10 protein-coding genes are annotated in these 13,539 nt (G+C 63.7%); 7 read left to right on the top strand and 3 right to left on the bottom strand.

Going from position 1 to position 13,539, the window contains the following annotated elements; translation table 11 throughout:
• The first annotated feature begins 114 nt into the window (after nucleotides 1-114).
• The 5 genes from fae (at nucleotide 115) to PQR54_RS12925 (ending at nucleotide 6,716) form a co-directional block, all read left to right on the top strand.
• Nucleotides 115-639, top strand: coding sequence for a formaldehyde-activating enzyme (gene fae, locus PQR54_RS12945; RefSeq protein ID WP_116146872.1), 525 nt, complete (start codon nucleotides 115-117; stop codon nucleotides 637-639).
• A 90-nt stretch (nucleotides 640-729) separates the two neighbouring features.
• Nucleotides 730-1,767 (top strand): aldo/keto reductase, encoded by a 1,038-nt coding sequence (locus PQR54_RS12940; RefSeq protein ID WP_408246171.1) that lies wholly within the window; start codon nucleotides 730-732, stop codon nucleotides 1,765-1,767.
• The gene (locus PQR54_RS12935) at nucleotides 1,764-3,203 is read left to right on the top strand and encodes an NAD-dependent succinate-semialdehyde dehydrogenase (RefSeq protein WP_408246169.1); all 1,440 of its coding nucleotides are present in this window, start codon (nucleotides 1,764-1,766) and stop codon (nucleotides 3,201-3,203) included. The genes PQR54_RS12940 and PQR54_RS12935 overlap by 4 nt, the downstream gene beginning before the upstream one ends.
• 121 nt (nucleotides 3,204-3,324) lie before the next feature.
• The gene (locus PQR54_RS12930; RefSeq protein ID WP_408246167.1) at nucleotides 3,325-4,707 is read left to right on the top strand and encodes an MFS transporter; all 1,383 of its coding nucleotides are present in this window, start codon (nucleotides 3,325-3,327) and stop codon (nucleotides 4,705-4,707) included.
• Nucleotides 4,708-5,114: 407 nt separating this feature from the next.
• The gene (locus tag PQR54_RS12925; RefSeq protein WP_012428715.1) at nucleotides 5,115-6,716 is read left to right on the top strand and encodes a peptide chain release factor 3; all 1,602 of its coding nucleotides are present in this window, start codon (nucleotides 5,115-5,117) and stop codon (nucleotides 6,714-6,716) included.
• 106 nt (nucleotides 6,717-6,822) lie between these two features.
• On the opposite strand, the gene PQR54_RS12920 is transcribed toward PQR54_RS12925, so the two are convergent.
• Complete coding sequence (locus tag PQR54_RS12920) at nucleotides 6,823-7,698, bottom strand: LysR family transcriptional regulator (RefSeq protein ID WP_408246165.1); 876 nt, start codon at nucleotides 7,696-7,698, stop codon at nucleotides 6,823-6,825.
• 392 nt (nucleotides 7,699-8,090) lie between these two features.
• On the opposite strand from PQR54_RS12920, the gene PQR54_RS12915 reads away from it, so the two are divergent.
• Complete coding sequence (locus PQR54_RS12915; RefSeq protein WP_408246163.1) at nucleotides 8,091-10,625, top strand: bifunctional acetate--CoA ligase family protein/GNAT family N-acetyltransferase; 2,535 nt, start codon at nucleotides 8,091-8,093, stop codon at nucleotides 10,623-10,625.
• Between the two features lie 123 nt (nucleotides 10,626-10,748).
• Here the strand turns inward: PQR54_RS12915 and PQR54_RS12910 are convergent, their stop codons facing one another.
• Together PQR54_RS12910 and PQR54_RS12905 are read right to left on the bottom strand one after the other, a co-directional pair.
• On the bottom strand, nucleotides 10,749-11,294 hold the full coding sequence (locus PQR54_RS12910) for a hypothetical protein (protein WP_106281660.1): 546 nt from the start codon (nucleotides 11,292-11,294) through the stop codon (nucleotides 10,749-10,751).
• Nucleotides 11,295-11,425: 131 nt separating this feature from the next.
• The gene (locus PQR54_RS12905; protein ID WP_168791891.1) at nucleotides 11,426-12,214 is read right to left on the bottom strand and encodes an IclR family transcriptional regulator; all 789 of its coding nucleotides are present in this window, start codon (nucleotides 12,212-12,214) and stop codon (nucleotides 11,426-11,428) included.
• Nucleotides 12,215-12,486: 272 nt separating this feature from the next.
• Between PQR54_RS12905 and PQR54_RS12900 the strand changes: the two genes are divergently transcribed.
• On the top strand, nucleotides 12,487-13,536 hold the full coding sequence (locus tag PQR54_RS12900) for a sugar ABC transporter substrate-binding protein (protein ID WP_408246161.1): 1,050 nt from the start codon (nucleotides 12,487-12,489) through the stop codon (nucleotides 13,534-13,536).
• Nucleotides 13,537-13,539 lie beyond the last annotated feature (3 nt).

The following is a 13,539-nucleotide window of genomic DNA, read 5'->3' as shown; positions in this document are numbered from 1 at the left end:
CGGGGCTAACCCGGAGTTGAGTTCCTCTCATACCCCGCATCAAAACTCATCGATACATGGTCGCGGATGCCGAACCTCACAATCGGCCATCCACTCAACTTCGACGGAAAGACCATGAGCGCATCGACGGACAAACAACTCTTTATCGGCGAAGGATTCGAAGGCCCCGGCGTCAATCTCGCGCACATCAACGTATTGGTCGGCCCGCGCAACGGCCCAGCTGGCCAGGCATTCGCCACCGCATTGGCGACGCCTTCGGCGGGTCACGCGCCGTTCGTCGTGATCGCGCGTCCTGGTGTGCCGACCAAGCCGCTCACGCTGTATGTGAACAAGGCGCAGATCGGCAGCGACTTCCACGGCAACGCGACGTGGGGCGCTTCGCAAGCCGGTATCGCGAAGGCGGTGGCCGAGTCGCTGGAGAACGGCACGCTGCCGCCCGAAGCGGAGAACGACTGGGTGGTGGTGTCGGCGAACTGGGTCAACCCGTCGACCGACGATCTCGACGCCGTCTTCGAGAACAACTACCGCGCGTGCAAGAACGCAATCCTCGCGGCGATGAAGGGCTTGCCGCATCGCGATGAAGTCTTCGCCGCCGCGCGCGACGTATCGAACCCGTTCTACACACCGAAACAACGTTAATGGCACGCAGCGCGGTTCGGTCGTGCGTCCCCAGGAATGCGCAACTAACCGTCCGCGCCGCTTGATGCGATCTGGAAGGAGACACGCACTATGGAATACATTCGCCTCGGCCAATCCGGTCTGAAGGTTTCGCGCCTGTGCCTCGGCACGATGAACATGGGCACGCCGCAATGGAAGCCGTGGATTTTCGACGAGGCGCAAAGCGAGCCGATCGTTCGTCATGCGCTCGAAGCCGGCGTCAACTTTATCGACCTCGCCGATTTCTATTCGACCGGCGTCGGTGAAGAAGTGGTGGGGCGCATTCTGAAGCGTCTCACGCGTCGCGAGGAAATGGTCGTGGCCACCAAGGTCGGCTATGACATGGGCGCGTATCAGAACGCGGGCGGCCATTCGCGCAAGCACATCATGGACGGCATCGACGGCTCGCTCACGCGCCTCGGCATGGATTACGTCGACATCTACATGCTGCATTTTTTCGACGTGAATACGCCCGTTGAAGAGACCATGGGTGCGCTCAACGATATCGTGCGCGCCGGCAAAGCGCGCTATATCGGCGTGTCGACCATGTACACGTGGCAGTTCGCCAAGATCATGCAGGTCTGCGAGCGCAACGGCTGGCACAAGCCGATCAATATGCAATTGCAGTTGAACCTGGCGTACCGCGAGGAAGAACGCGAAATGATTCCGTATTGCCAGGATCAGGGCGTCGGCGTGTCCGTGTTCAGTCCGTTGGCGCGCGGGCTGTTGACGTGCGACCCGCATTCGACGCGCAATCAGACTGACTTCTTCACCGCGCAAATGTATGGCGATGTGGCTTCGCGTGAAATTGCCGCGTCGGTGGCGCGCGTGGCCGCGCGGCGTGGCGTTTCCGCTGCGCAGATCGCGCAGGCCTGGGTACTGAATCACGGCGGTGTCGCGAGCATGCTGGTCGGCGCGGATACGCCGGCGCAGTTCGACAGCGCGCTCGCCGCGCTCGGCACGACGCTCTCGCCGGATGAACTGTTCGAACTCGAACGCAACTACACGCCGTGCGATCTGATCAACGACTACACCGCAGGAAAACGCATCGCGCGCGAACCGCGCTTTGCTCAAGGCATGTTCGTCGAAGCGCTGGAGAAGGCCGCATGAACGAGTTTCTCCGCACCGGACATTTCATTGGCGGCGAGTGGTACGAAGGCGCCAACACGTATGCCGTTTTGAATCCCGCAACCGGCGAGGTCGTCGCGCAAGTGGCCAAAGGCGGCGCGGCGGAAACGGCGCAGGCTATCGCGGCGGCCGAGCGCGCGTTGCCCGCATGGCGTGCGCTGACCGCGAAAGAACGCAGCGCCCGCGTCAAACGCTGGGGCGAATTGATGCTGGAGAGTCGCGACGCGCTTGCTGAACTGCTGACGCTCGAGCAAGGCAAGCCGCTTGCCGAAGCGCGCGGCGAAGTGGGCTATGCGGCGAGCTTCTTCGAATGGTTCGCGGAAGAAGCGAAGCGTGCGTATGGCGACGTCATCCCGAGCCCGAATCCGAACGCGAAGATTATCGTGACGCGCGAACCGGTCGGCGTGGTCGCGGCGATCACACCGTGGAATTTTCCGCTTGCCATGATCACGCGCAAGGCCGGTCCGGCGCTCGCAGCCGGTTGCACGATGGTGCTGAAGCCATCGGAAGAAACCCCGTTGTCCGCGTTCGCTTTGGCGGTGCTGGCCGGGAAAGCGGGCATCTCGCCCGGCGTGTTCAACATCGTTTCCGGCGATGCCGTGGCTATCGGCGGCACGCTCACGGAATCCGACGTGGTGCGCAAACTCTCGTTCACCGGTTCGACGCGCGTCGGCAAACTGCTGGCGAAGCAGTCGGCGGACACGCTGAAGAAGCTGTCGCTCGAACTCGGCGGCAACGCGCCTTTCATCGTCTTCGACGATGCGGATCTCGATGCCGCCGTGCAAGGCGCGATGGCTTCGAAATTCCGCAATACCGGGCAGACGTGCGTATGCGTCAACCGCTTCTACGTGCAGGACGGCATCTACGATGCGTTCACGTCCGCGTTGACGCGAGCGGTGCGCAAGATGCGCGTCGGCAATGCGTTGCAAGGCGAGGTCGAACAAGGTCCATTGATCAACCAGGCTGCGCTGAAGAAGGTCGAAACCCACGTAGCCGACGCGCTGCAAAAGGGCGCGAAGATCTTGACCGGCGGCAAGCCGCACCCGCTCGGCGGCACTTTCTACGAGCCGACTGTTCTGGCCGACGCCAACAGTTCGATGCTGATCGCCGGGGAAGAAACCTTCGGACCGGTTGCCGCGTGTTTCCGCTTCAAGACCGAAGCGGAAGCGATCGAAGCCGCCAACGACACACCGTTCGGCTTGTCGGCGTATTTCTACACGCGCGATCTGGCGCGCGCATGGCGCGTCGGCGAAGCGCTGGAAAGCGGCATGGTCGGCATCAACGAAGGCATCGTGTCCACGGAAGTCGCGCCGTTCGGCGGCGTCAAACAGTCGGGACTCGGCCGCGAAGGGTCGAAGTACGGGCTCGATGAATACACCGAACTGAAGTACATGATGATGGGCGGCCTCGGACGCTGATCTTCACACCGTGCGTTCGCCGTACGTCATGCATATGCGTGACGCACAGGCGGATGACGCAATCGGGCGCGTAGCAGCATGCCGACCGCGCCCGGCGATCCATACTAACGAAGGAGACAGCGTGAGCAATCAGGATATGCAGGTGGCCGCTCTCGGCCTCGCCCCCACTTTGCCGGCGGCAGCGGCATCCGCGCACGGCCCCATTCCTCTCGACGACGTTCCGTTGAACGCCTTCCACGTCAAGATCGCCGGGTTGACGTTCGGCGCGCACTTTACTGAAGGTTTCGCGCTCGGCACGATCGGCTATGCGCTCGCGTCGCTGAATCGCCAGATGCCGCTCGACGCCTTCTGGATGGGCATGATCGGCAGTTCCGCGTTGATGGGCATTTTTATCGGCAGCCTGGTTTTCGGCTGGCTGTCGGATCGCATGGGACGCCAGAAGATTTTTCTGCTGAGTTTTATCATCATCACCGCGGCTGCGTTCGCGCAGTTCTATGTGCGTTCACCGCTCGAACTATGTTTGCTGCGGGTGTTGATCGGCTTCGGCATGGGCGGCGACTTCGCGGTGGGCCATGCGATTCTTGCGGAGTTCTCGCCGCGCAAACATCGCGGCACGTTGCTTGGTTCGTTCAGCGTGGTGTGGACGATCGGCTACGTGGTGGCGAATGTGCTCGGCATGCATTACGCCGATGCCTCGCCGGATGCATGGCGCTGGCTGCTGGCGTCGGCGGGTGTGCCGGCGTTGATCGTTCTCGTGCTGCGCATGGGTACGCCGGAGTCGCCGCGCTGGCTGCATGGCAAAGGACGCACGGCGGAGGCGAAATCGATCGTGCTGAAGCACTTCGGTGCGAACGTCACGCTGGACGGTGGCCACGACGAGCACGCGCAATCGGCGGGCGGCTTCATGCGCCTGTTCAAGGCCGATCTGATTCGCCGCACGATTTTCAATTGCGCGTTCTTCGTGTGTCTCGTCATTCCGTACTTCGCCGTTTATACGTTTCTGCCGACCATTCTGAAAGCGATCCACTTGAACAACGATTCGAGCGCGGACTTTCTGTTGAACGGATTTCTCGTGCTCGGGGCGTTGATCGGCATCTGGCTGACGATCAAATTGCCGCGTCGAGTGTTCCTGATCAGTTCGTTCGCGGTGACGTGCGTGTCGCTGATCGAGTTGAGTGTGCTGCCGGAATCGGCGACGCTCGGCATGATCGTCGCGTTCGGGATTTTCACGCTCACCATGTCGGCGTTCTCGAATCTCGTCGGCGTGTTTCCGCCGGAGTGCTTTCCCACCGAGGTGCGCGCGTGTGGTGTTGGACTCGCGATTGCGTGCAGCCGGCTTGGATCGGCTGTCGGCACGTTTCTGCTGCCGCTCGGCATCGTGCAATTAGGCTTCCATATCACGATGATGGTGCTCGCGGCGGTGCTGCTGATCGGCATGGTGGTGTCTATTGCGTGGGCGCCGGAAACGAAGCACCTGACTTTGAACGAAGCTAGCGGCGCTTGATTCGTACTAAAGCCGGCAACATTGACGCAGGCAACATAAGACGATTGGAACCTCCATGCCGTTGGTGGCCCGGCTCATGCCTCGAACGCTGTGCGGCGCGGCAACTGGCCGGTTCCCCGTCATCAGGACCTCGCTCTCCTCCCGTGCGCCGATACGCGCGGGAGGCCCTTTCCCCCCTTCACCACCCCTGGACGTGTATCATTCGTTCCCTGCGCTGTTCTGCGCTGGCGATTCCCGTATTGTCGAACGCTCGTTCGTGACCTGTTTCCGACGCGGCTGAGTTGCCACTGTGATGCGGGTCGTCGGCCCAATTCCCGCAGCTCGACGCCGCCGCGCAAGGCGTGGCATACCGGCAGCCACAAGCCGCCGGGAACCGCCCGAACCCCTATCCGTGACCGCCAGACCCGATGTCAGTCTCCGAACTCAAACGCCGCCGCACGTTCGCGGTCATTTCCCACCCGGACGCGGGTAAGACCACGCTCACGGAAAAGCTGCTGCTGTTCTCGGGCGCGATCCAGATCGCCGGCACCGTGAAGGGCCGCAAGAGCAACCGCTACGCAACGTCCGACTGGATGGAGATCGAAAAGCAGCGGGGCATTTCGGTGGCGAGCTCGGTGATGCAGTTCGAGTACGGCGACGCCGTCATCAACCTGCTCGACACGCCGGGCCACGAAGACTTCTCCGAAGACACGTACCGCGTGCTGACCGCGGTCGACGCCGCTGTCATGGTGATCGACGGCGCGAACGGCGTCGAAGCGCAAACGCTCAAGCTGCTCGAAGTCTGCCGCAGCCGCAAGACGCCGATCGTCACCTTCATCAACAAGCTCGACCGCGAAGTGCGCGAGCCGCTCGAACTGCTCGACGAAATCGAGCAGCATCTGGGCGTCGCCGCCGTGCCCTTCACGTGGCCGATCGGCATGGGTAAGGACTTCCAGGGCGTCTACGATATTCAGCGCGATCAGGTGCGCATTTTCCGCGCGGGACAGGACAAGGCCGGCGGCGAAGTGGAAACGCTGCAAGCCCCGAGCGACGAAGAGGGCGAGCGCCGCTTCGGCCACGCCTGGATCAAGGCGAAGGAAGAGATCGATCTGATCACCGGCGCGTCGCCTGATTTCGATCGCGAGCAGTTCCTCGCCGGTCAGCAATCGCCGGTGCTGTTCGGCTCGGCGATCAACAACTTCGGCGTGAAGGAAATTCTGGATGCGCTGGTCGATCTGGCGCCGCCGCCGTCGATGCGCATGACCGTGCAGCGTCCGGTTATGCCGGACGAGCCGAAGTTCACCGGCGTCGTGTTCAAGGTGCAGGCGAACATGGATCTGGCGCATCGCGACCGCGTGGCGTTTATCCGCGTGTGCTCGGGGCATTTCGAACGCGGCATGGCCGTGAAGGTGACGCGCACGAACAAGACTTTCCGCGCCAATAACGTGGTGACGTTCCTGTCGCAACGTCGTGAGACGGTGAGCGAGGCGTATCCGGGCGACATCATCGGTATTCCGAATCATGGCACGCTGAGTCTCGGCGATACGTTGACCGAAGGCGAGCAGTTGCAATTCGTCGGCCTGCCGTTCTTCGCGCCGGAAATTTTTCAGACCGTCGAAGTGGTCGATCCGATGCGCGCCAAGCAGCTCGGCGAGGCGCTCAAGCAACTCGGCGAAGAAGGCGCGATTCAGGTGTTTCGTCCGGAAGTGGGCGGCCTGATGATTCTCGGCGCGGTCGGGCAACTGCAGTTCGAAGTGGTGTCGCACCGTTTGTCGACGGAATACAAGGTCGACGTGCGCATGGCGCCGGCGCGTTACCGCATGTCACGCTGGGTGACTTGCGACGACGCAGCCGAACTGCGCCGCTTCACCGATTCGTACGCGGCGCGGATCGCGCTCGATGCGTCCGACGCGCCGACGTATCTGGCCTCGCACGTGTCGGAGATCGAAGTCGCGCAGAAGGCGTGGCCGAAGATCGTGTTCAACGAGTTGCGCGAGCACTCGGGCGCGCCGTTCAAGAAGGCGATGTAAGTTCGCCGCGCTGGTACGCGAGTGCCGGGTAAAGCAGCGCCAATCGAAAGGCCCCGTTGAAAACGGGGCCTTTTGCGTTAACGGCACTACGAACACCAGAGGTTCATCAGCGCGGATCCAGCTTCAACACTTCATCTCGCATCCACCCGGCCAGCGCTTGCACGTGCTCGAGCGCCACATGCCGCTGCGGAATATCGAGCCAATAACCAAACGGCCCGCTCACCTCGACGTCGGAAAACTGCGCGAGACTGCCGTCCGCCAGTTCCTCGACAATCATGTTCCGGTCGACGATCGCCAGGCCCGCGCCTTTACTCGCCGCACGAATCGCCTGTTCCAGCGTCGAGAACTCGATGCCGTTGTCCGCGTAACGCGCAGGCATGCCCGCCTTGGCGAGCCAGTTCGGCCACAATTCGAGCCGGGCGTCGTTGTGCAGCACGTGCAGCGCCGGCATGCGTTCGAGCAGCGCGTCGAGCGGTTGGCCGAGCAAACGCGGCGCGCCTACGAGCACGTGGCGCTCCATCATCAGCAGTTCGGAGTGCGCGTTCGATAGCGCCTGGCGGCCGAAGCGAATCTGACAGTGAAGGTCTCCGTGCGCTTCGGTACGAACGGACAGTTCGACATCCGGCAATTCCACCGCGAGCGAGCCCAGCCGCGGCGAAAACCATTGCGTGGCGAAAGTGGGCGGCAGAGCGAGCACGAGACGCCGTCGTCCTTTAGCCGCCGTGATTTGACGAAAGCCGTGCTCGATCGTATCGAAGGCTTCGGACAGGCAGGGCAGCAACTGCAGGCCAGCCTGCGTCAGACGGATGCCCTTGTGGTCGCGCTCGAACAGTTTCGCGCCGAGCGATTCTTCGAGCAGCTTGATTTGCCGGCTCACCGCGCCTTGGGTCACGCACAGCGCAATGGCGGCGCGGTTGAAGCTCATGTGCCGGGCCGTCTCTTCGAAGAAGCGCAACGCGATCAGCGATGGCAAGCGCCGCATAAATCACCTTCTATTACTTTTAATCGTGCGCGATCTGGCCGACAAGATGGTCGGACCGCGAACGGTGGTTGTGCTGCATCGCTAGCCGGGCGTTGTCCACAAACGAATCGCTTTTGGCGCGTCTCCGGCGCACGCGATTCGAACCGCCATGGGCCGGCGATTTTCAAGGCAAACCGCCATCGGGGCGGCTGGAAGATTGTCGCATTGGCGCTCGTTATTTGCTTGATCTCGATAACAAATATCCCTGTCGCGCCCTGAAGTGCCGGCCGCGATCGGGTGCCGGCCTGGCGCTGAAGGAGAAGCGCCGCGCGAGCGCTCAACTTCGCCTATGCTGACGAAGACGCGCGCCAAGGCCACGAAGCCGGCTCGCTTTCCCTGTCCTCGGAGCGCCTGTGACCGTTCGCAATCTCGACGCCTTGTTTCGACCCAAATCCGTCGCCGTGATCGGCGCTTCGGAGCGGCCCGGCAGCACCGGCGAGATGGTGTGGACGCGCGTGCTGGATGGGGGCTTCGACGGCCCGCTCTGGCCGGTCAATCCGAAGTACGAAACGCTCGGCGGCCACGCCGTGATCCACGACGCGGGCGATCTGCCGGAAGCGCCCACGGTCGCGCTGATCTGCACGCCAGCGGCAACGTGGCCGGGCATCATCCATAAGCTCGGCGGATTAGGCACGCGCGCGGCGATTATCGTCGGCGAGGTGCGCTGCGATGAGGACCGGCTCGCGCTGCGGCACGCGCTCTCGGCGGCGCGGCCGAATCTGCTGCGCATTGTCGGGCCGGGCAGTCTCGGCGTGGTGTCGCCGGCGCTGCGCGCGCATCTGGGCGCGCCGTCGTGCACGGTCAAGGCGGGCGGCGTCGCGTGGGTGTCGCAGTCGAACGCGCTGACCAACGCCGTGCTCGGGTGGGCGCACGCGCGCGGCCTCGGCTTTTCGCACGCGGTGGCGCTCGGCGGCGAGGCGGACGTGGACGCCGGCGACGTGCTCGACTATCTGGCCAGCGACCCCGGCACGCGCGCCATCCTGCTCGAGCTGGACAGCGTGCGGGCGGCCCGCAAGTTCATGTCGGCGGCCCGCGCGGCGGCGCGCAACAAGCCGGTGCTGGCGCTGCGCTCCGGCCGCGCCGATCCCGCCGACGCGCTCTACACCGCCGCGTTCCGCCGCGCCGGCATGGTGCGCGTCGATGCGCTCGACGACCTGCTCGACGAGATCGAGACGCTCGGCGTGGGCCGCGTGGCGGCGGGCGCCACGGCCACGCTGATTACGAGCGACCGCGGCCTGGCCACGTTGGCTCGCGACGCCTTCGCCGCCGCCGGCGATACGCTCGCGCCGTGGCCCGATGAGGCATCGGAGGCCTTGCAGCAGACCTTGCCGTACGCGGTCGGCGGCAACCCGCTGCAGCTCGGCGACGACGCGCGTCCGGAGCACTTCGGCACCGCGCTCAAACTGCTCGCGGATCATCGCAGCACCGGCACGGCCTTCGTGGTTCACGCGTCGACGCACGGCGCGCCGGTCGGCGAAGTGGCGCAGGCCTTGATCGCAAATCAGCGCTTCGCTTATCGCGGCTTGCTCGCGTGCTTCTTCGGCGGCGTGGATGCCGCCACGCGCGACGCGCTGCACGCGCAGGGCATCCCCGTTCATACGACGCCGCAGCGTCTCGCGCGCGCGTTCGCGCGGCTGGTCGATTACCGGATGGGACGCGAACTGCTGATGCAGACGCCAGACGGATTGCCGGCGCAAATTCCCGAATGCATTGACGCGGCTCAGGCTCAGGCGCGTGCGGCGCTTGCGGCTGGTGAGCACCAACTAACCGGCGAGGCGGCGGCAAGGTTTTTGGGGCGGTTCGGGTTGCGGGTGGAAGCGCAGGACGGACGCGCAGCAGGCGGCGATATGGCAAGAGACGCTACGCAAGCCGTCGCGCAGGCAACAGCGCGCGGCGCTGAGCAAAGCGCGGGGCCGACCATTGCGCAGCACGCCGTGCAGGCCTCAACGGCGTCCACGACCTCTTCGGACTGTGCCGAAGCAAGCACCGACTCATCCACCAAACCCGTCGTCGACATCGCCGTCGAACTCCACGACGACGACAACTTCGGCCCTGTCTTCCGCTTCACGACCCCATCGGCCGACGGTGTGTCCGAGCCCTTGCGCGTCTACGGCTTGCCGCCGCTCAACCCAATGCTCGCGCGCGACATGGTTACGCGCTCGCCGTACGCGCGGCTGGTTGCGCCGGAGCCGGCGCTGGTCGCGCTGACGTCACTCTCGCAAGCCGTGTGCGACGTCAAGGAGCTCGTCGGGCTCACCCTGACGCTCAGGGTGTACCGAGATCGCGTGACGATCGTCGAGCCCACGCTGAAAATTGCGCCGACGCGCAGCCGCCTCGCAATCGTGCCGTATCCGCGCCGCTTCGAAGAAACGCTGGACTGGCAAGGATTGCGGGTGACGATCCGGCCCATCCGTCCGGAAGACGAGGCGGCGCATCACGACTTCGTCGAAGCAATGACGCCCGAGGATTTGCGCCTGCGATTTTTCGGTGCGGTGGGCAGCTTCGATCACTCGCAGCTCGCGCGCATGACGCAGATCGACTACGACCGCGAAATGGCGCTGATCGCCACCGTGCAGAGCGACGAAGGTTTCACGCGGACGCTGGGCGTGGTGCGCGCGGTCGCCGATCCCGATAACGAAACCGCCGAATTCGCGGTGGCGGTGCGCTCCGATCAGAAGGGCCGGCGCCTTGGCCAATTGCTGATCGACCGGATCATCAAATACGCGCGGATGCGCGGCATCCATTGGCTGGTCGGCGAGGCGCTGCGCGAGAATGCCCCGATGATCGGACTCGCCAAAGCCAGCGGCTTTACGATCACTCGGACGGAGGATCCGGGTGTGGTCGGATTCAGAATGGCGCTGGATGAAGCGACAGAGGCAAGCGCTTAAGCGGCGTGCCCAACGCGCTGAGTTGAATGGATCACCGCATTCAATGCGCTCGAGGCGGTGATCAACGCGACGAGAGGCGCTGAAGGCCTCGCGCCGCGAAAAGCCGGAAGGCTGCGAACGACCTCAGGCCGCCAGCTTGGCCGCAGCCTCATCGACTTGCGAGCGCGTCACCGCCAACTCCTCAAGCCACGCATCCCCGTAAACCGCGCCGGTCTCGCGCTCCAGCCGCGCAATCGTCGCCGCACAGCGACTCGCATCTTTCGGCGTCGCGATAAACGACTTCACCGACTCACCCGCCTTGAACGCGTCGAACAAAGGCACGCGAATATCGTCCGGCAGCGCGCGCGTCGTCCACTGATACGGCTTGCCGTTGAACGTGAATTGCGGCGGCAGCACGCGCTCTTTCTTCGCGGCCGGAATCAGGCCGTACGTGCGCGCGGCCTCGCCGATCTGCTCCGGCGAAAACAGCTCGTCCGGGCTGATGTCGAATTGCTGAATGAACGTCTCGATGCTTTGCATCGCCGCCGCGCGGTCGTCGCGGCGCTTTTGCGCATGAGCGACGATGTCGCGCAGTTCGTCGGCTTCCTCAGGCGTGATCGTGAAGCTCGACTGCTTCTGCTGGAGTTCGGAAAAACGCTGGAATTCGGAATCGGTCAGAAGTTTCGCCATTGCTTATCGATGAGCGCGCATGAGCGAACTCATGCGGCGTGATTTTTGAGAGGGTCGCCATTCTAAACCATGTGCGCGAGCGGCCGATTTTCAACGGACCGCCGCTCAGGTTCGACCCGCCGCATCACGCGCTAAGCGGCGTTCTCGTGAAACATCGACAGTGCCTGAACCGTCTCGCGCAACAGCGCGGTGGCGGCTTCGAGCGTGGGCGCGACGTATTCGTCAATGCGCCGCAAGTACGGACAGGTGAGCACCGCGATCGCCTGGCCGGACGGCCCCTGGATCGGAAACGTGAGGTCGGTCACGCCGAACGTCTGCTGGCTGTCCTTCTGCGAAAAACCCGCCGCGCGAATCCGCTCGCAAGCCTGTTCGAGCGCGTCGCGATCGATCGTGACCTCGCCCTTGACCTTGGTGTGTTCGGCCAGCATCTGTTCACGCTGCTCGATGCTTTGAAACGCCAGCATCACGCGCCCCGAACCCGTGTCGATCAGGCCGACGCGCGACCCGAGCCGCACCGACATGCCCCACGTGCCCGGACCATCCACTTGCGCGATCACCAGCAGATTGCCGCGGTCGTACACCACGAGGTGACATGATTGTTCGGCAGCATCGGCAAAGCGCTGCATGAGCGGCAGCGCTTCGGAGATCAGACGGTTCATCGGCGGATGACGGTGCGCGAGCGCATACAGCTTGAGGCTGAGCGAATAGCGGTCTCCCGCCGCCGAGCGCACCACGTACTGACGCGCGACCAGCCGTTCGAGCATGCGATACATCTCGCTCGCGTTGCGACCGAGCAGCTTGGTGATTTCGGCGCGTGTGAGTCCTTCCTTCTGCTCGGCGAGCAGTTCGAGGATGTCGAGGCCTTTGTCGAGCGCCGGGGCGCGGTAGCGATCGGCGTCGTCTTTGTCGTCTGCGTCCATCGTGAGGGTGGTTCCTTAGGCTGTTCTCATTATGTGGCGCGTGAGTGTACGTGCGGGACGAATCTCGCGGAGATGGCCCACGTCCAGGGAAAACACGGACGGTCTGTGCAGTGTATCTTCCTTGACTTCGAGAAGTCCATATATGAATAATGCGTTCATTGGTAAATGAACGCCGCCAATACTGGACAAGACTCGAATAAGAAAGCGCAGGACGAAGTGCCCGGCTCAGAGCCGGTTCACGCAGTTCCCACAACGCATATCTGGAGACAACCATGTCGTTCGCCAAAGGGCCGCTCACGGCCCGCCGTTTGTTCCGCACTTCGCTCTCCGTTGCAGCAGGCGCAGCGTGTCTCGCCGGCCTCGCCGTGACGGGCGCTGCGCAAGCCGCCGACTCCGGCAAGATCGGCCTCGGTCTGCCGTTGCTGACGTCGCCGTTCTGGCAGTCGTACAACAACTACCTGCCCAAGTATGCGAAGGAGAGCGGCCTCGACATCCTCGCGCCGGTGAATTCGAACGGCGATCCCGTTCAGCAGATCACGGACATGAACAACCTGCTGAACCTCGGTGCGAAGGGCATCGTGGTCGGCCCGCTGGATTCGGCGGCGATCAGCCGCGCGCTCGACGCCGCCGCGGCGAAGAACGTGCCGGTGGTCGCCGTGGACGTCGCGCCGACGCAAGGCAAAGTCGCGATGGTGGTGCGCGCCGACAATCATGCGTATGGCGAGAAGGCATGCAAATACATCGGCGATCACGTGAAGTCGGGCAAGGTCGTGCAGATCATGGGCGACCTGGCATCGGTCAACGGACGTGACCGCTCCGAAGCGTTTCGCACCTGCATGAAGGCTTATCCCGGTGTGTCGGTGTTGGAAATTCCCGCAGCCTGGAAGGGCGATGTCGCGGCCACTGCGCTCGACAGTCTGCTGACCGCGAATCCTGACGTGAAGGGCATCTACATGCAGGCGGGCGGCGTGTACCTGTCGCCGACGCTGCAAACCTTGCGTCGCAAGCAGATGCTGTTTCCGGCAGGCGACGCCAAGCACGTCGTGATCGTTAGCAACGACGGCATTCCTCAGGAGTTCGACGCGATCCGCCGCGGCGATATCGACGCGACCGTGTCGCAGCCCGCCGACTCGTACGCGAAATACGGGCTGTTCTATATCAAGGCGGCGTTGGCCGGCCAGACCTTCAAGCCGGGCCCGACCGATCACGGCAGCAACATCATCCAGTTGGCGCCAGGCATTCTGGAAGACCAGTTGCCCGCGCCGCTCGTGACGAAATCGAACGTCGACGACAAAGCCTTGTGGGGCAACACCGTTAAATGAGCG

The sequence above is a fragment of the Paraburkholderia phytofirmans genome, from assembly GCF_046028095.1.
In the GTDB taxonomy this organism is placed as follows: Bacteria; Pseudomonadota; Gammaproteobacteria; order Burkholderiales; family Burkholderiaceae; genus Paraburkholderia; species Paraburkholderia phytofirmans_A.
The sequence above is the reverse complement of the archived record's forward strand: the minus strand, read 5'-3'. Positions and strand labels throughout refer to the sequence as shown.

Coding starts and splice junctions, on each gene's coding strand:
- PQR54_RS12905 (WP_168791891.1), bottom strand. CDS start 12,214: ATGGACGCAGACGACAAAGACGACGCCGATCGCTACCGCGCCCCGGCG.
- PQR54_RS12935 (WP_408246169.1), top strand. CDS start 1,764: ATGAACGAGTTTCTCCGCACCGGACATTTCATTGGCGGCGAGTGGTAC.
- PQR54_RS12925 (WP_012428715.1), top strand. CDS start 5,115: ATGTCAGTCTCCGAACTCAAACGCCGCCGCACGTTCGCGGTCATTTCC.
- PQR54_RS12920 (WP_408246165.1), bottom strand. CDS start 7,698: ATGCGGCGCTTGCCATCGCTGATCGCGTTGCGCTTCTTCGAAGAGACG.
- PQR54_RS12900 (WP_408246161.1), top strand. CDS start 12,487: ATGTCGTTCGCCAAAGGGCCGCTCACGGCCCGCCGTTTGTTCCGCACT.
- PQR54_RS12910 (WP_106281660.1), bottom strand. CDS start 11,294: ATGGCGAAACTTCTGACCGATTCCGAATTCCAGCGTTTTTCCGAACTC.
- PQR54_RS12940 (WP_408246171.1), top strand. CDS start 730: ATGGAATACATTCGCCTCGGCCAATCCGGTCTGAAGGTTTCGCGCCTG.
- fae (WP_116146872.1), top strand. CDS start 115: ATGAGCGCATCGACGGACAAACAACTCTTTATCGGCGAAGGATTCGAA.